The organism is Paenisporosarcina quisquiliarum, assembly GCF_043641925.1.
Taxonomy (GTDB): Bacteria; Bacillota; Bacilli; order Bacillales_A; family Planococcaceae; genus Paenisporosarcina; species Paenisporosarcina quisquiliarum_A.
In genome coordinates, this window is the sequence record NZ_JBHZRU010000009.1 from 86,607 (window position 1) to 109,288 (window position 22,682).

General features: G+C 36.5%; 22 protein-coding genes. 13 read left to right on the forward strand and 9 right to left on the reverse strand.

Going from position 1 to position 22,682, the window contains the following annotated elements; genetic code table 11:
• Nucleotides 1-96: 96 nt before the first annotated feature.
• Complete coding sequence (locus ACHUE4_RS08590) at nt 97-1,245, forward strand: nitric oxide synthase oxygenase (protein ID WP_394188990.1); 1,149 nt, start codon at nt 97-99, stop codon at nt 1,243-1,245.
• Here the strand turns inward: ACHUE4_RS08590 and mreBH are convergent, their stop codons facing one another.
• The 3 genes from mreBH to ACHUE4_RS08605 form a co-directional block, all read right to left on the reverse strand.
• Nucleotides 1,246-2,253: a rod-share determining protein MreBH gene (gene mreBH, locus ACHUE4_RS08595; protein WP_394188992.1), complete on the reverse strand. Its 1,008-nt coding sequence runs from the start codon at nt 2,251-2,253 to the stop codon at nt 1,246-1,248.
• A 239-nt stretch (nt 2,254-2,492) separates the two neighbouring features.
• A complete protein-coding gene (locus tag ACHUE4_RS08600; protein ID WP_394188994.1) occupies nt 2,493-2,633 on the reverse strand; it encodes a hypothetical protein in 141 nt (46 codons plus the stop codon).
• Nucleotides 2,634-2,733: 100 nt separating this feature from the next.
• Nucleotides 2,734-3,966 carry an aminopeptidase gene (locus tag ACHUE4_RS08605; RefSeq protein ID WP_394188996.1) on the reverse strand — a complete coding sequence of 411 codons (1,233 nt, stop codon included), beginning with the start codon at nt 3,964-3,966 and terminating at the stop codon, nt 2,734-2,736.
• 182 nt (nt 3,967-4,148) lie between these two features.
• Between ACHUE4_RS08605 and motA the strand changes: the two genes are divergently transcribed.
• The 6 genes from motA (at nt 4,149) to ACHUE4_RS08635 (ending at nt 8,031) form a co-directional block, all read left to right on the forward strand.
• Nucleotides 4,149-4,952, forward strand: a complete 804-nt coding sequence (motA, locus tag ACHUE4_RS08610) for a flagellar motor stator protein MotA (RefSeq protein WP_394188998.1) — start codon at nt 4,149-4,151, stop codon at nt 4,950-4,952.
• A complete protein-coding gene (gene motB, locus ACHUE4_RS08615) occupies nt 4,936-5,700 on the forward strand; it encodes a flagellar motor protein MotB (RefSeq protein WP_394189000.1) in 765 nt (254 codons plus the stop codon). The genes motA and motB overlap by 17 nt, the downstream gene beginning before the upstream one ends.
• A gap of 258 nt (nt 5,701-5,958) precedes the next feature.
• The gene (locus tag ACHUE4_RS08620; RefSeq protein ID WP_394189002.1) at nt 5,959-6,222 is read left to right on the forward strand and encodes a hypothetical protein; all 264 of its coding nucleotides are present in this window, start codon (nt 5,959-5,961) and stop codon (nt 6,220-6,222) included.
• Complete coding sequence (locus ACHUE4_RS08625) at nt 6,206-6,646, forward strand: GNAT family N-acetyltransferase (protein ID WP_394189004.1); 441 nt, start codon at nt 6,206-6,208, stop codon at nt 6,644-6,646. Before ACHUE4_RS08620 ends, ACHUE4_RS08625 begins: the two co-directional genes overlap by 17 nt.
• 193 nt (nt 6,647-6,839) lie before the next feature.
• Nucleotides 6,840-7,298, forward strand: coding sequence for an NUDIX hydrolase (locus tag ACHUE4_RS08630; RefSeq protein ID WP_394189006.1), 459 nt, complete (start codon nt 6,840-6,842; stop codon nt 7,296-7,298).
• A 187-nt stretch (nt 7,299-7,485) separates the two neighbouring features.
• A complete protein-coding gene (locus tag ACHUE4_RS08635) occupies nt 7,486-8,031 on the forward strand; it encodes a GNAT family N-acetyltransferase (protein ID WP_394189008.1) in 546 nt (181 codons plus the stop codon).
• A 70-nt stretch (nt 8,032-8,101) separates the two neighbouring features.
• Here the strand turns inward: ACHUE4_RS08635 and ACHUE4_RS08640 are convergent, their stop codons facing one another.
• Nucleotides 8,102-8,890, reverse strand: a complete 789-nt coding sequence (locus ACHUE4_RS08640) for a hypothetical protein (RefSeq protein WP_394189010.1) — start codon at nt 8,888-8,890, stop codon at nt 8,102-8,104.
• Nucleotides 8,891-9,034: 144 nt separating this feature from the next.
• Between ACHUE4_RS08640 and ACHUE4_RS08645 the strand changes: the two genes are divergently transcribed.
• Nucleotides 9,035-9,652: a hypothetical protein gene (locus ACHUE4_RS08645; protein ID WP_394189012.1), complete on the forward strand. Its 618-nt coding sequence runs from the start codon at nt 9,035-9,037 to the stop codon at nt 9,650-9,652.
• Between the two features lie 283 nt (nt 9,653-9,935).
• Here the strand turns inward: ACHUE4_RS08645 and ACHUE4_RS08650 are convergent, their stop codons facing one another.
• Both ACHUE4_RS08650 and ACHUE4_RS08655 read right to left on the reverse strand, forming a co-directional pair.
• Nucleotides 9,936-11,231, reverse strand: coding sequence for a protoglobin domain-containing protein (locus ACHUE4_RS08650; protein WP_394189014.1), 1,296 nt, complete (start codon nt 11,229-11,231; stop codon nt 9,936-9,938).
• A gap of 19 nt (nt 11,232-11,250) precedes the next feature.
• On the reverse strand, nt 11,251-13,422 hold the full coding sequence (locus ACHUE4_RS08655) for a sensor domain-containing protein (RefSeq protein WP_394189016.1): 2,172 nt from the start codon (nt 13,420-13,422) through the stop codon (nt 11,251-11,253).
• 207 nt (nt 13,423-13,629) lie between these two features.
• On the opposite strand from ACHUE4_RS08655, the gene ACHUE4_RS08660 reads away from it, so the two are divergent.
• From ACHUE4_RS08660 to ACHUE4_RS08670, 3 genes are all read left to right on the forward strand, one after another.
• Complete coding sequence (locus tag ACHUE4_RS08660) at nt 13,630-14,211, forward strand: acetylglutamate kinase (protein WP_394189018.1); 582 nt, start codon at nt 13,630-13,632, stop codon at nt 14,209-14,211.
• Between the two features lie 153 nt (nt 14,212-14,364).
• Nucleotides 14,365-15,672 (forward strand): FAD-dependent oxidoreductase, encoded by a 1,308-nt coding sequence (locus ACHUE4_RS08665; protein ID WP_394189020.1) that lies wholly within the window; start codon nt 14,365-14,367, stop codon nt 15,670-15,672.
• Between the two features lie 72 nt (nt 15,673-15,744).
• Entirely contained in the window at nt 15,745-16,737 is a 993-nt protein-coding gene (locus ACHUE4_RS08670) for a class I SAM-dependent methyltransferase (protein ID WP_394189022.1), read from the forward strand.
• A gap of 490 nt (nt 16,738-17,227) precedes the next feature.
• On the opposite strand, the gene ACHUE4_RS08675 is transcribed toward ACHUE4_RS08670, so the two are convergent.
• Nucleotides 17,228-17,449 (reverse strand): DUF1128 domain-containing protein, encoded by a 222-nt coding sequence (locus tag ACHUE4_RS08675; protein WP_394189024.1) that lies wholly within the window; start codon nt 17,447-17,449, stop codon nt 17,228-17,230.
• Between the two features lie 145 nt (nt 17,450-17,594).
• Between ACHUE4_RS08675 and ACHUE4_RS08680 the strand changes: the two genes are divergently transcribed.
• The gene (locus ACHUE4_RS08680; protein ID WP_394189026.1) at nt 17,595-18,002 is read left to right on the forward strand and encodes a YtxH domain-containing protein; all 408 of its coding nucleotides are present in this window, start codon (nt 17,595-17,597) and stop codon (nt 18,000-18,002) included.
• A gap of 15 nt (nt 18,003-18,017) precedes the next feature.
• Nucleotides 18,018-18,995 carry a YihY/virulence factor BrkB family protein gene (locus ACHUE4_RS08685; RefSeq protein ID WP_394189028.1) on the forward strand — a complete coding sequence of 326 codons (978 nt, stop codon included), beginning with the start codon at nt 18,018-18,020 and terminating at the stop codon, nt 18,993-18,995.
• A 12-nt stretch (nt 18,996-19,007) separates the two neighbouring features.
• On the opposite strand, the gene ACHUE4_RS08690 is transcribed toward ACHUE4_RS08685, so the two are convergent.
• Nucleotides 19,008-20,915 (reverse strand): heavy metal translocating P-type ATPase, encoded by a 1,908-nt coding sequence (locus tag ACHUE4_RS08690; protein ID WP_394189030.1) that lies wholly within the window; start codon nt 20,913-20,915, stop codon nt 19,008-19,010.
• 150 nt (nt 20,916-21,065) lie between these two features.
• On the reverse strand, nt 21,066-22,607 hold the full coding sequence (locus tag ACHUE4_RS08695; RefSeq protein WP_394189102.1) for a fumarate hydratase: 1,542 nt from the start codon (nt 22,605-22,607) through the stop codon (nt 21,066-21,068).
• Between the last annotated feature and the right edge of the window lie 75 nt (nt 22,608-22,682).

Genomic DNA, 22,682 nt, shown 5'->3' on the forward strand with positions numbered 1-22,682 from the left:
ATTAAGTCACACCTAATTTTTGATTAGGGGGTTATTGGTTGAGGCATAGAACTTCCTTAATTAAAATGAAGACATAGTCAAACTGAGGTGAAGGTATTGAAAGATCAATTAAAACAAAAAGCGATGACATTTCTAACTCAATATATAAATGAAAACAATCTATCCACGGAAGTTTTAAAAAAGAGACAAATTGAAATCCTTTCTTCTATAGATGAAATAGGTACGTATGAACTTAATGTAGAAGAACTAAGATATGGTGCACAGCTTGCATGGCGAAATAGCACGAAATGTATAGGTCGTCTATTTTGGGAAACGCTTGATGTATTTGACGCGAGAGATGTGAATTCAGAAAAAGATGTGGAGCGTCATTTGTTACATCATATTAAATACGCCACAAATAACGGTAAAATAAAATCCACGATTACGATTTTTCCTGCACTTCATGAAAGTGAAATACAAAAAGTTAAATTATGGAGTCAGCAACTAATACGATATGCAGGTTATGAAGATAATAAAGGAGGAAAAATAGGAGACCCAGTATCTATTCCATTAACGAAAATAGCTCAAAGGTTGGGATGGGAAGGGAAGGATGATCATTTCGATGTTCTTCCTATTATTTATCAGTGGAATGAAAAGCCTCCAATAAAGATTGATATTCCTAAGGAATCAATCTTGGAAGTACCAATCGTCCATCCTTATGAAGAAAATTGGGATGAATTACAGTTGAAATGGTATGCAGTTCCTATTATTTCCGACCGTTTACTTGAAATTGGTGGATTATATTATCCTGCTCCTTTTAATGGGTGGTATATGGAAACAGAGATTGCAGCAAGAAATTTTGTGGATCCTTATCGTTATAACCGATTGAGAGAAGTAGCCGCAATATTAGGAATGGACACGTCTAGTACCACAACATATTGGCGGGATCGAGCATTAGTTGAATTACAACATGCGGTCTATCATTCATTTAAAAAAGCTGGAGTACAAATGGTGGATCATTATACAGCCGCACAGCAATTTCAAACTTTTAGAGAGAAAGAAGAGAATAAGGAACGAGAGGTTAGAGGAGACTGGACGTGGCTCATACCACCAGTATCACCTGCACTCACACCGATCTTTCATCAAAGAATTAATTCGGAAGAACTTTCGCCAAATTTCGTAACACAAATTAAACCAGATTTGCTCAAAAAAATAAGCGGGATGAACGAATCATCCCGCGTTAAAAGTTGCCCGTTTCATGTTTGACTAACGGGTAACTTTTTGTATTTTGTCCATCATTACTAATGATCGACCAGTACCGATTGCTACCGATTCCAAAGGATTTGGAGCTAAATGTACAGGTACAGATATTTCATTCGATAACCATTCTTGCATGCCTTTTAATAATGCGCCACCACCAGTTATAACCACACCTTGATCGACGATATCACCAGATAGTTCTGGAGGACAGCTTTCAAGAGTAGCACGGATGGCTTCTAAGATAGAAAGTAATGATTCTTTTAACGTTTCTTGAATTTGTTCAGAACTAATTGAAATCGTTTTTGGCAGACCAGTCATCACGTCACGTCCACGAACTTCAAGAATTTCAGTCTTGTGAGGAATAAGTGCATATCCAATTTCCATTTTAATACGTTCAGCAGTACGTTCACCAATTAACACATTGAACTGTTTACGCACATATTGAATGATATCTTCATCCATGCGATCACCAGCAACTTTCACTGTATTGGAAGATACAACGCCTCCAAATGAAATGATGCCTACTTCAGTTGTGCCACCGCCAATATCTACTATGACACTAGCAATTGGTTCGCTGACAGGTAAATCTGCACCAATAGCTGCAGCGACAGGTTCTTCTATCAAATGAACCTCTTTTGCGCCACTATTTTTCACAGCGTCATGAATCGCACGACGTTCAACTGACGTAGCTCCTGAAGGCGTACATACCATCACATTCGGTTTACGTACGGAACTTCCTAGTTTTTTTCCTACTTTTTTCATAACTAGTTTTAACATTTCAGTTGTGATGTCAAAATCAGCAATTACGCCGTCTTTCATAGGACGAATCACTGTGATCGAACCTGGTGTTTTACCAATCATACTTTTAGCTTCTTCCCCAAAAGCGATAACGTGTTTTGTTTTCGTATCTACCGCTACAACGGAAGGTTCGTTTAATATAATGCCTTTATTTTTTGTATATACAAGGATATTTGCAGTACCTAAGTCAATTCCAATATCAAGTCCAGAAAACATTTAGACTCCCCCTTAAACAGTTTGCTACATAAGTATAGAGGATATTAGGTATAATGCCATATGGTACTTACTGGGAAATATCATTTATTTCAAGCGTTTATAGGTCAATAGAAATAGATATTGTGAAATAATTAAGTCGCACTAACTATTTTGTTATACGACTGTTACTTCACTGACTAACAAATGTAATGAAAACGTTAAGTAATAACAAAAAAACAATCGCCCCTAGGGACGATTGCTTAAAAACGAGTTTCAGGTTTTGGATCGATTATTTCTGCATCACGAGATACCATTGCTTTTGTAAGATAATGCATAATTGTAACTCCAGTAACTCCTATTGCAATCATAAATCCAATGACGATGATAATTCCGAAAGTCAAATGAATTCTCCTTTCTACTTAACCAAGTATTTATTACTTAAAAGTATACATGATTAAGAGAAAGAACGATAGAGAAAGAAAATGGATTCTTTGGCAACGATTAAAATGCCCAGTTTCCTTGTTTGAATACTGCTTCTTTTGTTCCGTCTTCCAAGATTCCATCAATATCCATTGTTTCAGAACCAATCATGAAGTCTACATGTGTAATACTTTGGTTTAAACCATGTTCTGCTAGTTCTTCTTGAGACATTTTTTTGCCGCCTTCAAGACAGAAAGCATAAGCACTACCAATCGCTAAATGGTTGGATGCATTTTCGTCATAAAGTGTGTTGTAGAATAATAGGCCAGATTCAGAAATCGGCGACTTGTGAGGTACTAAAGCTACTTCTCCAAGATACTTAGCACCTTCATCAGTTGCAACAAGTTGCTCTAAAACTTCTTGGCCTTCTTTCGCTTCTACACTAACAATTCGACCATTTTCAAACGTGATTTTGAAATCTTCGATTAAATTACCACCGTAGCTTAAAGGCTTCGTGCTTGAAACATATCCATTTACGCCTGTTTTCAAAGGAACTGTAAATACTTCCTCAGTTGGCATATTCGCCATGAAAGCATCGCCTTTTTCATTGATACTTCCGGCACCACACCATAGATGACCTTTAGGCAATTCGATTGTTAAATCCGTACCCGGAGCTGTGTAGTGTAATTTGTGGTATTTTTTTTCATTTAAATAATCCACTTTTGTATGCAATGTTGCGTCATGGTCAGTCCAAGCTTGGATTGGAGATTCTACGTCTGCACGAACTGCTTTAAAGATTGCTTCCCAAAGAGCAGGGATTTGTTGTTCAGTTGGAAGCGAAGGGAATACCTTAGCAGCCCAAGCTACTGATGGAGCTGCTACCACAGTCCAGCTGATTTTATCAGATTGTACATATTGACGGTATTTCGACAAAGCTGTACCTGATGCTTTTTGGAATGCAGAAATACGAGACGATTCAATCCCTTTAAGTAAGTCAGGACTTTGCGACATGATACTCATAAATGCAGCACCACCATCAGCTAATGTCATACGTTCTTGGACTTTCCATTCTGGGAACTCAGAAAAAACTTCTTCTGGTGCTAATTCAAAGCGAGTGCGAGTGATCACATCATCAGACCAATCAACATATACATTTTTAGCACCCACTTCATACGCTGTTTTAACCAATAAGCGAACGAACTCTGGATTATCGATTGCTGCAGCAATATATAAGTTTTGACCAGGTTGAATATTTACGCCAACTTTAACTGCTAACTCAGCGTAATTCGTTAATTTTTCATTAAAATTTGTCATTCAATAAAAACTCCTTTTCGATCAGTCTACTCCTATAGTAGCAATTTTCTAATGAGTAAATCAATTGTAAAATTCGTATGTCGAAATAAATCACAGAATGTCGTTTTTTTTGCCTACTTTACTTCAAAAAAATACTTAGAATCCGAAATAAGTAGAAGAAAGAGAATTTTGGGGGTACAGAAATGGATTTATCATCAGTTGTTGGACTTATTTTGGCATTTATCGCCTTACTTGCAGGGATGATTTTTAAAGGAGCAGGACTACATGTATTAATAAACCCTGCGGCTTTCTTAATTATAATTGTTGGAACAGTAGCGGCAGTAACAATTGCCTTTCCTATGAATGAATTAAAGCGAGTTCCAAAATTATTTAAACTAATATTTAAAGAACAGAAACTACAATCAGACGGTGAAATCATTCAACTATTTTCTCAATGGGCTGATTTAGCAAGAAGAGAAGGGTTATTAGCTTTGGAGGGCAAAGCTGGTGATGTGGATGACCTATTTTTAAAAAATGGTCTTACGCTTGCAATTGATGGACAAAATGCGGATTATATCCGAGACGTTTTAACTGAAGAAGTAGAAGCGATGGAAGAACGTCATTTAAGTGGTGCACTTATATTTACTCAAGCGGGTACATACGCTCCAACCTTAGGGGTATTAGGAGCGGTTATTGGTTTAATCGCGGCATTAAAAGATTTAAATGACATCGATAAACTTGGATACGCTATCTCAGCTGCTTTTGTGGCAACACTGCTAGGGATTTTTACTGGATATGTGCTATGGCATCCATTTGCAAATAAATTAAAACGCAAATCAAAACAAGAAGTTCGTCAAAAAATGATGATGATCGAAGGGATTCTTTCAGTTTTAGAGGGAGAAGCTCCACGTGTTATTGAACAAAAGCTTTCTTCTTATTTATCCTTGGAAGAACGACAAAAAATAATGGGCGAAAGCGGGGCGGATGGCCTTGGCAAGGAAGCATAAGAAACATCGGCATGAAGAACATATAGATGAATCTTGGCTAATTCCCTACGCAGATTTATTGACACTGTTATTAGCATTATTTATCGTGTTATTTGCTTCTAGTACAGTAGACGTTCAGAAGCTTGAAAACCTATCGGTTGTATTTAATGAAATATTTGATGGTGGTATGGGCGTCATGGAAAACCCATCTCCAGCACCACTGCCTATTCCAGAGGCTCCAAATGAGTCGGATCAAGAAAGCTCAGCTTTCATCGAAGATCAAAAATCACTTGAAGAAATTCAAAATAGAGTAGATGAGTATATTGCAGTAAACGAACTTGAGAGTCAATTAGCAACAGAGTTAACAGACGAAGGTTTATTATTAACCATCCGTGACAGTGTGTTATTTGACCCCGGTAGTGCAAATATCAAATCTGAGTATAGTCAAATTGCTGAAGAAATAGCAACTTTGTTAGAATTCGATCCTCCAAGAAGCATCATCGTTACAGGACACACTGATAATATTCCAATGAATACATCAGAGTTTGCCTCCAACTGGGAACTAAGTGTTATGCGTGCTGTGAACTTTTTGAAAATGGTTGTTGAAAATCCAGATTTAAACCCATTGCTATTTAGTGCAAAAGGTTATGGAGAATTTAAACCGATCGCATCAAATGACACAGCTGAAGGTAGAGCACAAAATAGACGTGTAGAAGTTTTGATTCAACCATTAGTATTGAAAGATGGAACTGAGTCGAATACAAATTAATAAATAATATTTAAAGATACTCGGGGCTGTTACAAGAGCCCATCATAGAAACAGGTAGAGAAAAATATGAATTTTTCTCTACCTGTTTTTTGATGAGTGTATTAAAGTATGAGGTTGATACTCTTGCCATGCTTATATAATACCCCCAGTTTCAGTTGGATATTTATGTTAAAATTATCATGAGATTGTAAAGGAATTTGGTTAAAAAAAACCAGCAGGATAGTTCAATTAATCAGTAGATTTTTAGGGGGATTTTTTATGAATATAGTTAATATGTCATTTGTAATATCTATTGTAGTATCCATTGTTGGGTTATTAGCTCTTTATGGAATTATCGAAGCAGGAGTTAGAAATGGAATTAACAGTTCAATTAATGGCGATTTCTTGAAAAAAAGAATGAAATTGAAAAGCTATCATCCACCAACTTCTTCAACTAACAATGTAGAAGAGTTCAATAACAATTCAGGTTTAATCATAATGAGACAAACTAGAGGGAGTGACTTATTTGACAGTAACACTTAGAGAAGTCGACAAGTCTAACTGGCTTGAATGCACACAATTAGAAGTCGGTGAAGGGCAAAAAGCTACTTTTCCAGTCCCGGTGGTGTATTGGATTGCTGAATCAAAAGTAGATTCTTCATTTGTGCCGATGGCAATTTATGCGGATGACTTGCTCGTGGGCTTCTTGGTTTATGGGGTTGATCCCGATGATGGAGAGTATTGGCTCATTGCCTTACTAATTGATCAAAAATATCAACGACAAGGATTAGGGAGAGCCACAATTCGAGAATTGATTCGACATCTTCAAAGTGAATACGGGTGCACCAAGCTGACGTTGGGACACAGACCTGATAACGGTGAAGCCGAGGCACTTTATGTATCACTTGGTTTCAATGTGGTTGTCAGAACAGAATCAGAAATCATTCGGTGTTTAGAATTTCACTGACTATGGATACTGGGGCATATCTCTATATCGGTTTCTTTTTGTTGAACCTGTTCTTGAACAAACGAAAGCTTTTGTGGAATAAGGGTATCGTCAAAACACCGTACCTTATTGAAGTAACGAGGAGGTTTGTGAAAGAAGCTAAAACAGGTATAAGAGATAGATGTAATTTTAAAAGAGAATTGGGGAGAATCAGATGTTGCAAGATGGAATTGTTTTAGTAGCAAGTGTGTCAATTTTTAATGACGATAAAGTCTTGATTATTAAGGAGAATAAACCTGCTGCAATTGATAAGTGGAACTTTCCAAGTGGTCATGTCGAAACCGGTGAGGACATTCTTTATTCAGCTCAGAGGGAAGTTAAAGAGGAAACTGGGTTAGATGTAAAACTGATTGGCACGACTGGAGTATATAATTTTATCAGTAATACGAATAATCAAGTAATTTTATTTCATTTTATTGGTGAGGTTACTGGAGGTACATTAAATCTCGAAGAAGATGAAATTACGGACAGCAAATGGATAAAAGTTAATGACCTTTTAGCATTTGAAAACGAGGAATTACGAGAACCGCATGTAATAAGGCAGATAATTGATAACTTATTAGAAGAAAACATATATTCAATTTGTGTATTTAATGAGCACCTTTTTAATTAGTTCTTACAGAGCTAAACCAGCAAATAAAAGTTAATTTCTTATTGTTATTAACTGGTGCTTTAGTTAGAATTCGTCGCGTTGATTGTCAGCACTTTTTTTAATAAACTAACGATGCAGTAATGTTGAATAAGATAGGTATTTAGGCTTTTACTATTGAAATTGTTTTTCAGAATGGGGAGGTGTCAAAATGAATATTCCAGAGGAAATCAAAATTTCTCCATTAAAGGATGAATTAATTCAGGACATCAATAAAACAAATGATTATTTTAAAGTGTTTGGTAAGGTAGTACCAAGTTTTCAGTCAGGAAAATGGTCTTTTGAAGAGAAGCTATTTGATGAAACTAAAGAAGTTCGTTTTCCGGATGATAAACTTGATTGGAGCCGGTATATAAACCATGAGGATAAAGCTCTATTTTTAGCTTATAAGAATAATAATTGCATTGGACAAATTAGAATAATTAAGGATTGGAATCGCTTCTGTTATATTGAAAATATCGCTACAAAAAAAGAATTTAGAGAATATGGAATCGGGAAGCTGCTATTAACTAAAGCTGAAGAGTGGGCAAAACAAAGAAAACTTATCGGAATATCTCTAGAGGCTCAAGATACTAATCTTGGAGCGTGCAGGTTCTATGTGAAACAAGGATTCATACTAGGCGGAGTTGACACATTGAAGCAGTCATATAATCCAAATATAGAAACTACTTTGTATTGGTATAAGTTATTCCAGTAACGGGTTCTTGAGTTCAAGAGAAGGGAGCTGCGATGACAGCTTTTTTTCTTCTTTAACTACCGTTAGCAGGTTAGTTTAATAAGTGTAATGGTTCTGTTTTCTCAAAAGTAACAGATTCAGCTTTATACATTTTTCCATCCCAACCATATTTAACTTTCAGACTACCTATACCTGCTTCAGGAATAGTTACAAATACAGTTGTGTAGCCATAAAGAACACCATTCTCAGGTTTATAATCCTCCCTTGAGCCAAATCCTGGAGGATCATCAGAATATTGATAACCAAATTTTAAATAGTCCACTACGTATTTCTTATTACCAATTAAAACAGTAATCTCATCGCCTTGTCGCTCTATTTTCACAAGTCTTTTGACTGCATCATTAATGGTTTCAACTGATACTTCTTCGTATCTTCTATAAGGGTCTTGTACTTGATTTAACACGTGTATTTCCTTTAAGGAAATTCCAGAACCTGCACCAGAAATCAATTCGACTATTACATCTTTTAGTCCATCACCATTAATATCTTCATAAAATAATGTGGGTGCAAATTTATCATTGTACCAATTTGGAAAGTTGAATAATATTTCGCCACCAATGCTATCCACTCCACCACCAACTTGTACGGTAAAGTTTTTTGTAGCCATACTATCTACCTTATCAGCAATTAAAAAAATGTTTTCATACCACAGATCAGATATTATGTGTGATGTTACAACTCTCTGAATCGTATCTTGTTTTCCTGTTTGAGGGTCTTGAGTTAGTTTAGCTGATGAAATTATTGTTTTTTGAAAAGAAATAATAAGAACAAGAGATAGTAATAAAATAAAAATGATAAACATCTTTTTCACTTTCTTCAATACACCTCTTTACGAATTTATCCTATGAATTGTATTGTGACCTTTTCTGATTAAAGTATGTGCTTATTCAACTAACGGTTGCTTTAGTTAATGATCATTGTTGAACAAGGTTTGGAAAGAATACCCTTAAAAGGGGTATAAGAAATGAAAAAAATAGTTTTTGTTGTCTTACTTTTGATAATTTCAATTGGGGCTGTTGAGAAAGTATATGTTGGTTCAAAAGAATCAACTGAAGGTAGATTTAAAGTCGATGAACAACAAGAATTATCAATAAAACAAGCGATTGAATTAGCATATCCTGCTGCTTTGGAATGGGATGAAAATGCACAATTACTAGATGCGGTAAATATAGACTTAGATGATAAGGCTGAGAAGTCAATTGGAAGCAATGGGAAAAGAAAATATTGGAACATTAATTTTGGAGTACCAGATACTCATATGAATTTTTTGGTAACCATTTATAAAGGTGAAATTGAAGAAAAAAAAGATTTAACAGTGGATGGTAACTCTCCTTATCCCAAAAAGGATTTTATTGCCTTAGAAGATATTAAATATGATTCACCAGAGCTGCTTAAAAAAGCACTGAAAATGGGCAATGTATATCCTGGTAAAGACTGGGCGAAAGGTTATAGTTTTATGCTTATAAAAAATCGAGAGACCAACATTATCATGATGTTAGTGGTAGGTTGGAATAGTGATGGGGCAGAAATGAAAGCAGCGGGCTTTAATGCTTCAACAGGAGAATACATTAAACCTGACTAATAAGTTATTGTTCCTTATTAAGCTAACGAGTGCTTTAGTTTAATATCAATAAGCTGCTTAGTTAGCTTTTTTCACACTAATGGACAAGGTTATAAATAGCAAAACCACATATAACGTTAAGGAACTGGGCAAACTACCTTTCCCAAGAACAAGAGCTTTAAGTCCAATATCCTGTTATTAACATGCTCACTTAAAGCGAGTGCCGAACTAAAAATGAAAAGAGGCTGTCCCAAAAAGTCATTTTCGATGAACTTTTGAGATAGCCTCTTTGTTTATTCAAAATTCAATTGAGTTCATGGGTAGCTTCATTCAAACCGTCGGCAATGCTTGCCACTTGTGCAGAAGCACTTGAAATTTCCGCGATTACCGAACTGAAAGAATCAATTTCTTTTTCAATTAAATTATTTTGCTCTTTATTCAGAAGCATAGATTTGATAATTTCTTTAAAAGCTTGATTTGTTTCATTCATAATAGTGGATCCATTTTGAATGATTTCCTCTACTTCAAAGACAGAAGCTGAAACGTTACTTACTTGAATGTTTGTTTCAGTAATCAATTTGGATACATCTAGTATGGAATTTTTTGTTAGGTCTGATAACTTACGTATCTCATTTGCAACTACGCTAAATCCTTTTCCATACTCGCCAGCTCGGGCTGATTCAATGGAAGCGTTCAAAGCTAAGAGATTCGTTTGCTCGGAAATGGACTTAATTATAGAAATGACTTCAAAAATCTGCTTTGATATTCGTTCTAACTCATTAGAGTTTAGGATGATTTTCTCCACACTTTTTTTAGTGAAGTCTAAACTTTCCTGAGATTTTTGTAAGTGAATCATCCCATTGTTTGAATAGGTTTCAGCTTGGATGGATAATTCCGAACCGTGTTTGGCTAAATTTACAATAGCAACAGATTGACCTGTCAAATATTCAATGGAAGCACTGGTTTCTTCAGCAATTGCAGCAAGTTCTTCAGCAGTAGTTCCAACTTGTTTAATTTTATTTCTTTTTTCTTCTTGAAGTCTACGATGATTTTCCATCTCTTCCTCATAGGCTTCTAAAACTAATTGCTGTTCTAAATTCAATAATTTACTCACTGATTTGACAGAGTTAACGAAATCCACTCTATTCTCAATTTGTCTATCGAATAGGTCTACCAAAGAATTTAATAGGTTTTGAAAAGCACTAATATACCATTTTGTATTTAACCCAACTTTTACGTGCACATGAGCAATTTTTATTCTTTTTCCAATAAATTCTTCCTCAATGATACCTGTGAAGAGTTCTAGTATATGTTTTTTAAAGGTCATTTTTAGCTTGTCCACAGAACTAAATGTATCAATAATCAGTTGCAAATTAGGTTGTTTCGTAATGTTTTCATAAAACTGATTTACAATGAAATCGATATGATCTGTAACAATTGGCTCTAGCTCTTTTATAAAGGTTAAATCTGATTCAGTAAGAGAAATAACATCTATTTGTCTAGCCAATTCACTTCCTGGAGGAATGTCAAAATGAATTTGATTAGCTAAACTTTTCTCAGTTAAAGTTTGATGTTTTTTTAATTTCATTTGAAACAGCATTTAATTTACCCCCAGGTAATCAATTTTCTATTACTTTATTTAAGATGGAATCAGGAAATGGTGAATGTAAAACATCCTCAAACAAGTGGAAATCTCTTTTGTTTAATAAAAGTTCACTAATCGTTTCAACGTCTTTAGGATTTAAATAATAATAGCCTTGCATGAAGTCACAACCTATTTCATTTAAAAAGAGGTGTTGGGAATTCTCTTCAACGCCCTTAGCTGTTACACATACCTCTAAATCATGTGCGAGGTTAACAATCGATTGTATGATCTTACGGCTTTTTGGTTTTTTATCAATGTCTTGAATGAACTTTTGATCCATTTTTATCAAATCAATTGGAAATTCTGATAAATAATAAAGGGATGAGGATCCAGTTCCAAAGTTATCAATTGAAATTTTAACGCCAATTTCCTTCAACTCTTTTAATTTAACTGCCGTTTCCTCAGGATTATGCATTAAAAGACTTTCCGTAATTTCAAGCTCCAAGAATTGAGGTTCAACTTCATATTCTGTAAGAAGCCTTGCTAAATTTTGAACTAAATCATCTTGCTGAAAATGACTCTTCGATAAATTAACAGCAATTGCAATAGGGGGTAACCCCATATCTAACCACTTACGGAGCTGCTCGATTGCAGCTTTTAATACCCAATCACCAATAGTGGAATTTAAACCGTTTTCCTCTGCTATGGAAATGAAATCTTCTGGCTGTATTAACTGACCATCCTGTGTTTGCATTCGAATTAAGGCTTCTAATCCTTGAATCCCACTTGATGGATGAATTCTCGGTTGATAATGCAAGACAAACTCATTATTTTCGATAGCTTGTCTAAGGATCGAATTAAATTCCCACCGTTGAAGTGATTGATTTCGTAAGTGAAATTCGAAGATTTGATAATCATTTTTAGTGTTGTGTTTCGCACAATACATAGCTAAATCAGCGTTTTTTATAAGTTCTTCAGCTTCAAAACCATGCAATGGAGCATACGCAGCTCCAACACTCATGGTGACAAAAAACTCTTTTTGCTGAATTAAAAATGGTTTTTTAATATGATTCACTAATTCAGAGCAACGTGATTCTAACGCATACTTCGAATCAATTGTAGGGATAGCTAATACAAACTCATCTCCACCTAAACGAGCGAGGGTTTCACCTGGTTTTACGAGTTCTTGCAGTCGCATTGAAACCATTTTCAAAAATTCATCCCCAGTTTGATGGCCTAATGTATCATTAATCATTTTAAAATTGTCCAGGTCGAATAATATAACAGTTGGCATTTGCAAGTCAGTGCGGTCTGATAACATTCGAGTTAGTCTCTCGTTAAGGAGTCTGCGGTTCGCCAAGCCTGTTAATGAATCATGGTAAGCCATATGGGTAATTTTCTGTTCCACGTGTTTTCTTTGTGTGATATCTGTTCGGATCGCAACATATTGATAAGGTTTCCCGTGCTCATTCAGGAAAGGCACAATGGTCGTGTCTACCCAATACGATTCTCCGTTTCGATTTCGATTCTTTAATTCCCCACGCCAAACCTTGCCGCAACTAATTGTGTCCCACATTTCCTTAAAGAACTGTTTGGAATGATGACCCGAGCTCGTAAAACTGTGTTTTTTACCAATTAGAACTTCACGAGAATAACCTGAAATTTTGCAGAATGTTTCATTGGCATAAACGATTTCGCCATTCACATCCGTAATTGTTACCAAGGTGGATTCATCTAGTGCGAATTTTAAATCTGCTAAATGTCTTAACGTTTCTTTCAGGCGAGTTTCCGTTTTTCTTTGCATCGTTATATTTTGAGAAATTCCACTGATACGATTTTGAGTGATATGTGTTTCATGAATTGTCACAAGTACATGAATAATGGATGATTTTGAATCAATTAGTTTGTATTCAAAGCTATCGATATATTCGGTGACGGTGGCATTGAGTAAGTGATGAAATCGATGCATTTTACCTTGATCCTCGGGATGAACATAGCGTTCAATATAATCGGACAGAAAGAATTTTTCGTTAATTTCACCCACTTGATACCCCATCATTTCAATATGTTCCGCACTTAAATTTAATATTCCAGTATCAAGTTCTAGTTCCCACACGCCCAATTTTGCCAGTTTTAATGCGGTTGAATATTTAGTCTCGCTCATTGTTAAAGGAGCTGTATCACTGATTGGTGATTGAATATCCATTTTAATTAACTACCTCATCCCCGAGTTTTATATGAATATAGTAATATTACCTATAATTTGCTGATATAGATGTGATAAAAGTCACGAATTCAGTGCTTTAAGTCAATTAATAAGTAAAAGGGAGACTTTCTAGAAAATCCATTTATGATTCACCCAAATGAATGATTTGAATATGATGAATGGATAAGATAGGAGGGAACTAAATAGGTGAATCCGTTCAATTGTTGGTATACTTCTTGCTTTAGTCTGCAAGATCTTGGCTTACAAAATGAAATGCGATTGCTTTGGGAACAACATGTTTACTGGACTAAATCAGCTGTTCAAGCTTTAATTATGAATTCGGCGAATAAAGAACAAGTACTCAATAGGTTGTTACGAAACGCAACCGATATGGGTACAATTTTAATCCCTTATTACGGGAAAGTGAGAGCAGATGAATATAGTGCTTTAATTAAGAGTCATTTAACTATTGCTGCTGATTTGGTAGGTGCTGCTATAAAAGGGGATAATGAGGCTTTTAACAAACTCAATGAACAATGGCTACAAAACGCTGCGGATATCGCTCAATTTTGGAGTGCCATAAACCCTTTTCTCTCAAAAAGTGAAACCGAAGAAATGTTCATCAATCATTTAGATTTATTGAAAGCTGAAGTTGTATATTTAATAGAAAAAGATTATTCAGCGGCAATAGACTTATTTGACGAGATTGAAATTCAAGCCCTTCACATGGCAGATGAATTTTCATTAGCCATGATTAAACAGTTTTCGTATCCAGCCTATTATATGTAGACAAAAACCTTCCACGTGAAGGTTTTTTAATTGGCATTTTAAAGAGATCTTATTGCGATATGCCAAATTAGAAGTCACTACGCATACCATCAAAGCACTGATAAGTTTTGGATTCATTGCCAAGAGGAACAATATAGAGAGGGAGGGATTTGCGTGAAAACGGATGTGTTTATAACAGGTGGTGGGATTGGTGGACTCACTCTTGCTTTAAAGTTAGTTAAGGCAGGAATTGATGTCGTGATGGTGGAGAAATTACCGGGAAAGCAACCCGTTTATAAAGGGGAGTTATTACAACCCAAAAGCATGCAAATTTTCGATGGGCTACAAGTATTTGAAGAGGTCACTTCTCAAGGACAAATCATTGAAGTTCTCGATTTAATCGAGCTTTCTAAAACCCTTAAGGTAAAAGATCAATCATTTATGGATTATACGGTTATTCCGGGGAAGTACAATGCTGCCTACATGATTCATCATGAAGTGTTAAAGGGGATTATTCGAACGAAGGCTGAAAGCTACTCTAATTTTCATTACTTTAGTGGATCTTCTTGTAAATCCATTGACGGTAAGGTTGCGACTGTTCAAAAAGGGAAAGAACAATTTGACGTCGAAGCCTCATTTTTCATTGGAGCTGAAGGACGAGCTTCCGTAACGAGACAAGCAATGGGCATTAAAGTTGAGCCGATAAAATACAATCATCATTTTATAACCGTTACCTTTCCAAGACCTACAAACTTTGTAGGAGGGCAAATTTTCTCGAGTTATAACCGATTCTTAGGGTTATTTCCATTACCGAATGATGAAGTACGTTCGGTTTATTTAATTCCAGCAGGGGATTACAAAAAAATTAAAGAAAAACCAATTGATCATTTTCATAAATTATATACAGAGCTTGCACCTGCAATCGATGGATACGTACAAAAATTAGTGGATTGGTCTAAAATTCAATTGATGATTCCGATTATGTATCATGCTGATACGTATGTAAGTGGCAACATGGCGATTATCGGAGATGCCGCACATGCTGTTCACCCAATGGCTGGAGAAGGAATGAACATGGCCATTCAAGATGCTGATATTCTAGGCGAGTTACTGGTAGACATGTATAAACAACAAAAGTTAAGTCCGGAAAATTTAAATCAATATGAAGAGGTTCGAAAAGAGCGAGCCGATTATTTAATCCAATTAAGTCATTTGTCTGCACTGGCTTATTCATTTCCATTTCAACCAGTAAGTTGGTTGCGAAGCAAAACGTTTGAGCGCATGGAGGAAGATCCGGTTCTTCATTTTAAACAAATGTTAAATGTTTCAGGTCTTGGTATGTGGAAAGAATCGGTTAGAGACCGTTTCATACAAGGCGGTATGATGCCAACTAGGAAGAAAGAGTTACCTAAAGAACAAAAGGAAATGAAACTTTTTACTGCAGAAGATGATTACCCATGGAAGTGGCGTGGGCTCCGCTAGCACATCGGAAGGTTTACGTGAATCTGCTAACGTGTATGTAAATAGTAGAGATAAAAATGGGAGGAATTACGAATGATTGATGTTATGAAAATGCTTAAAGCGCGTATGTGGATGAAGCGAAATGTCCCATTTTTATATTCTTGGCATGCCTATGTAGGATATGAACTAGATTTATTTAAAGCGTTTGAACGAGGAGTTTCGATTGAAGACGTTGCAGATGCCTATCAAATTGATGAACAGCTACTCAAACAATGGGTGAATGTCGGAGTGTCTATTGGGCATTTAAAGGCAATGAGTCGGTCACGGTATCGCACAGGATCCATGTGGAAATTGCCACGTCCAAAAGATGAATCTACTTCAGGTGTCATTTTGAAAGAAATGATGGAATTACATATACCGAGTCTACTTAATTATCCAGATATGATGAGAGAAAAAAAGAGAAATCATTTCGACTCTGAAAAACATGCGGATACAGTTGCAAAAACGAGTCGTTTACTCGAGGTCATCGCACTTCCAAAAATGGCTAAGTTATTGAAACAAAACGAAGAACAACATGTTTTAGATATTGGGTGCGGTGAAGGTGGCTACATCAAACGACTGGCAGAACGTTTTCCAAAGTCTCAATTCCAGGGAATTGAAGTGAGTGAAACCGTGGCAAAAACGGCACAAAAAATGACTGAGTCGCTAGATAATGTGGAAATAGAACAAGCTGATTTATGGGAGTTTGAACCGAACAAGAAGTTTGATACTATTTTCATGAACAATATTATTCATTATATTCCTGGGGAACAGCGACAGGATTTATTTAATCGTTTAAGTGAATGGTTGAAGGATGACGGTGTATTATCGGTCGTAACACCAATATCAGGTGGACAAAGTAGTCCGCCATTTGTAGCAGCCTTTGATAGCTTTTTCCACTCCTTTGAAAATCTTCACTCATTACCAGAAAAAGAAGAACTTGCTGAATGGGGAGAAAAAGCGGCATTAACCAACCTAGGTATTCAAACAGTTATTCGAGAAGGTAGCTGGTATATTGTGCAATACAAAAAAACCTCTAGTAACTAAACTAGAGGTTTTGGTATGTACATAAATACGCTGATTTCCATTGCAGCGGACGCTTTCCGCGGGCACGACCTCAGCCGCTTCACTTGCTCCTGCGATTACTCGTCGCAAATACAAAACCATTCGCTCTGCTCGCTGCAGGGTCTTCGGTTCGCGCTGTTCCCGCCGGAGTCGCCGCCTCCATTTCAATCAACTGAATTTCTTATATATACATAACACCTATTTAGTAGAACAGTGATCAGCTATTTCTGAAGACCTGCGGAAAAACAAAGCTCGCTAGACCCCACAGGCAACGAGTAACCGTAGGAGCATAGGTATAGGTGTTTAACAGCCGAAAAGGCTAGCGTTTCGTCCGCGGAAAGAGAAAGAAATAGCTGATCACATTTTTTAATCAATTTTATAAATAAGAACTTGAATTTAATCCTATTTTTAAATATCTTCTGTCTAAAAACTAAAACCTCTAGTAATTAAACTAGAGGTTTGTCAGAATAAGTTATTTTCGTAACGAGCCAATTTCTGAAGCAATAGCTTGCATTTCACTTGGACTGAAGGACTCACGCTTCATAACCATTGTATATAAATAATGTAAATCTTCATAAGCTGACTCATCAAATGATTCGGCTCTCATAGCGTCAACATTCACCATGCGAAGTTTTTCTTTTATTTGTTCAATCATGTATTCCACATTTTCTTGTGATGGTTGTGTTAAATTCATTTTAAATTCCTGCCTTTCAAGCGGTATAGTTAATCATTTCATGATGAGCATAGAAAGTCAAATTGATGAGTACCATTGTTTTAATATGTACATACTTGGGTATATTAAAACACAATTGATTTTTACAAATAGGAGGTAATTTTTTATGAAGGAAAGCATGTTAGTTAAAGGGATTTTATTTGGTGCAGTAGCAGGAGCGGGAATTAGTTTATTAGATCGTACAACACGTGAAGATGTGAAATACAGACTTAATAATTTATCATCAGATATTAAATATTATTCACAAAACCGCGAGGATTTTAAATTAAAATTACAAGAAAAAGCCGATAAAATACAATCTGTGTACAATCAATTTTCTCGTGACGCTCAATACCTATCAGGTAAAGTGGACGAGCTAAAAACACTATCTCCACAAGTTAAGACGTTAGTGACAGATACAAAAGAAGCTTTTGTGCATTCGAAAGAGGAGTACAAAACAATTGTGAAGGAAGATGAAGAGTTCACAATGCCAGTATTACCTGAGCATGTGTATGAAGAAAAAAATTCTCTATAGAAGGGATTTGGTTCCATGGAGAACAAAGACCAACCAATTAAACCAAGAGGAAGTCAAAAATCGAGTTCCTCTTTTAATTTTTTAAGTAAGCTAAAAATGATGCAATTTAAAAAGAAGAAGACAGATCCTGATTATCCTTTTGATGTCACTTCATCAAAAGGATTCTTTAAGGAATTACTTGCACGTATTCAACATGTTGATGTCACCGCACTCGGTGCGCAACTAGCCTTTTTCTTTTTACTTTCATTATTTCCATTGTTAATTTTCTTGGTGACATTACTACCATATCTAAATCTACAAGAAGATCAGTTATTTCATATATTGCGTACATATGCACCTGGCGAAGTATATACCTTAATTGATGGGACGTTAGATGAAGTTCTGTCAGATCGCAATGGGGGATTACTTTCAGTGGGTATTATAGCGACGATTTGGTCGGCTTCAAATGGAATGAATGCTTTGATTAAGTCTCTAAATCGGTCATATGATTTAGATGAAACAAGACCCTTCTTTATTGCAAGAGGGATCTCCGTCATTTTCACGTTGTTACTTATTGTATTATTTGTAGTTGCACTCGCATTGCCGATATTTGGGGAACAGATTGGTACATTCCTGTTTTCTTACTTAGGGTATGAACAAGGATTCTTAGGTGTTTGGAATCAAGTTCGTTGGACGATTCCTCCAGTAATGATCTTTATCGTCTTTATGTTACTTTATTGGATTGCACCGAATAAAAAATTGTACTTGAAGAGTGTCATTCCAGGCGCAATTTTTGCTACTGTAGGATGGATTGTTGTTTCTCTTGGTTTTTCTTTGTATGTTAGTAGCTTTGCTAATTATTCTGCTACTTATGGAAGTATCGGAGGAATTATTGTCTTGATGATGTGGTTGTATTTCTCGGGGACAATCTTGATGGTGGGTGGACAAATAAATGCAGTGATGCAAGAACGGAAAGAAAAAATAGCTATGAAAAAAGCAGGAGCCGTCATATGACAGCTCCTGCTTTTATACGTTTCTTTGAAGAAGTCTTAATCCATTCAATATAACAAGAATCGTACTACCTTCATGACCGAGTACTCCTAATGGCAAATTAATCACTTGGAAGAAATTACTTATGATTAATAAAACAATAACGGCAATCGAAAAAATGATGTTTTGCTTTACAATGCGATTCATTTTTCGAGATAAACGAATTGCAAAAGCAATGCGAGATAAATCATTTTTCATAAGAACGACATCAGCAGTTTCAAGTGCAACATCTGTACCACCGCCCATTGCAATACCTGTGGTTGCAGTTGCAAGGGCTGGTGCATCATTAATGCCATCTCCAACCATACCGACCATACCGTATGTTTCTAAAAAGCCTTTTAAGTGATTAACTTTCGTTTCCGGTAAACACTCTGCAAAATACGCATCTACACCCGCTTCTTCAGCGATCGCTTTTGCTGTTCTTTCATTATCACCAGTTAGCATAATTGTGGTAATGCCTAATTTTTTCAACTCTTCAATCGCTGCTTTAGACTCTTCGCGTACCGTATCCTTCATAGCTGCAAGTGCGACAATTTCATGTTCATTGGCCATGAAAATAACCGTTTTCCCTTCGTCTTCGAGAGATTGAGCAACTCCGTTGTTGAAGTGTTTTGCCTTTTCTTCACCGACAAATTTAGGTTTACCAACTTTCCACTCAATCCCATCAATTGTTGCTTTAATTCCCCAACCGGCGATGTCTTCTATTTCAATCGATTGTTTAATAATTGTTCCTTGTAATTTAGAATATTGGACAATTGATTGGGCAAGAGGATGATTCGACTGTGCTTCAATGCTTGCTAGAAGACTGAGCACTTCACTTTCTACATAACCGTCTGTTACGAAGAAGTCGGTCACTTCGGGTTTGCCTTTAGTTAATGTACCTGTTTTATCAAGTGCGATTGCTTTTATATCCCCGACATTCTCTAAGTGAACGCCACCTTTGAATAATATCCCGCTCCGAGCACCGTTCGATATTGCGGACAATGTTGCCGGCATGACCGAAGCAACTAAAGCGCAAGGTGATGCTACTACGAGAAGAACCATTGCTCTGTAAAAAGTCGTGGTCCAGTCCCAGCCCAAAAGGAAGTGGGGGAGAAATAGCATAACACCGACAGTAACTAAAACAATTTTCACATAGCGACTCTCGAATCGTTCGATGAATTGTTGCGACGGTGATTTTTCACTTTGTGCAGATTGTACTAAATCGATAATCTTTTGAAATAGGGACTCTGAACTCGGTTTGGTCATTTTGATGGTTAAGGAACCATTCATATTCACGGTCCCTGCAAAAAGCTCGCTACCCGTTTGTTTGGTTACTGGGACAGATTCGCCGCTAATAGCAGCTTCATCCACATTTGAATGTCCTGTGATTACCATGCTATCAACAGGAATTCTTTCTCCAGGTTTAACGTAAAGAATATCTCCAACATGCAAGTCTTTAACAAGCACTCTTTTAGATTGTCCAGAGGCTTCCATTAACCAGGCTTCTTCGGGTTGTAATTTCATTAAAGCTGATATTTCACGCTGGCTTTTATTCATCGTATACGTTTCGAGAGCACCACTTAAGGCGAAAATAAATATGAGAATAGCGCCTTCTACCCAATACCCAATAATAGAAGATCCAATGGCAGCCAGAATCATCAGCAATTCCACATTTAGTTCTTTTTTGTGAATAGTCGCTTCAATTCCTTCTTTTGCTTTTGCATAACCGCCTATAAAAAATGCAAGGAGAAAAAGAGTAATGGAAATTGCACTATCCCCATTTTTACCAAACAACCATGCGATGACAATTAACACACCAGATAGAAGGGCTGCAATCAATTCAATATGCGGTAAAATTCTAGTGATAAAGAAAGACTGATTTTGTTGTTGAACGGCTTCCATGTGGCACCTCCTGATAATGATAGTCAATATCATATGTCCCATAATGTACGAAAAGCTGGCATTCCCCTAGGGAATACCAGCGTTTTAAATAACAATTATTAGATTAGAATGATTATAACATGGAAATGTTTTCAAAGACAATAGAAAGAATTATTTATAGACACGTTCGCTGTATTGCGCTAATTTTTCAAGTGATGATTTATCTACATCCGCATGCAAACTATTCCCATGAGAGTCCATTGTTACAACAGCGGTGAAATCTTCCACTCTTAAATGCCACATAGCTTCAGGAATTCCGAATTGCATAAGGTCTACTCCTTCGACGCCTTTTATACAATCTGCATAGTATTGAGCTGCGCCACCAATCGCATTTAAGTAAACGCCGCCATGTTCATTTAATGCCGCCAAGGTTTTTGGTCCCATGCCACCTTTACCCATAACTGCACGAATACCGAACTTCTTCATAATATCACCTTGGTAAGGCTCTTCACGAATCGATGTAGTAGGTCCAGCTGCTTTAATGTGCCAGTTACCTTCATCATCTTTCATAACAACAGGACCACAGTGATAAATAATTTGGCCGTTAAGGTCAAGAGGAGCATCATGTTCTGATAAATATTTATGAATGGCATCGCGACCTGTATACATCATGCCACTAATTTTAACAACATCACCAACTTGTAATTGACGAATTTCTTCTTCTGTAATTGGTGCACGAAGTTCAACAATACGAGTTGCCGCTTCTTCAGCAGATTGATCGGCTCCTTGATCTTTAAACTCAATTTTTTCTCCGTCTTGATAGTGCCATTCATTAATTTCACCAGTTGTTGGATTAATGTTGATAGCTAAACGACGATAAGCCCAGCAATTATAAGCAACTGAAACGAAGAAGCTAGCAGGAATACGATGCATGACACCAATTTTACAGCCAAGTAAAGTTGCTTCTCCACCGAATCCCATCGTGCCGATTCCAAGTGTATTTGCTTTTTCAACAATGTAATTTTCTAGTTCCGCTAATTGTGGATGTGGGTTTACATCTTCAACAGAGCGGAAAAGTTGTTCTTTCGCTAAATCATAACCAGATGCGCGATCTCCACCAATTCCAACGCCTATGAACCCTGCTGAACATCCTTGTCCTTGTGCTTGATAGACAGAGTGAAGAATACACTTTCGAATTCCATCTAAGTCACGACCAGCGCGTCCGATTCCTTCGAGTTCGGCAGGAAGACTGTACTGTATATTTTTATTCTCACAGCCGCCACCTTTTAAGATGAGTTTCATTTCAATATAATCTTTTTCCCATTGCTCAAATTTCACAACTGGAACACCTTCGCCTAGGTTATCACCACTGTTTTCACCAGTTAAAGAATCCACAGCATTTGGGCGAAGTTTTGCATTTTTTGTAGCTGTTACAATAGCACGACGAATAGCCGCTTTAATTTCTAATTGATTTACACCTACAGGCGTTTTAATTTTAAATGTAGGCATTCCTGTATCTTGGCAAATGGGTGATACATTGTCATCAGCCATTTGTATATTATTTGTGATTGTATCTAAACTCATAGCCGCACGTGTGCCAGCATTTTCTGCAGCTTTCGCATTGCGTACTGCGCGACGGACATCTTTAGGTAAGTTTGTTGATGTTTCTGTAATTAAATCATATATGCTTTTTTCTAATGTTTCTAAGTACATGGTTTTGCCCCTCTCAATCATTCTCCAAATTGTTTTCATCATCTATTATACGCCTAAATAATCTTTTAAAAAAGG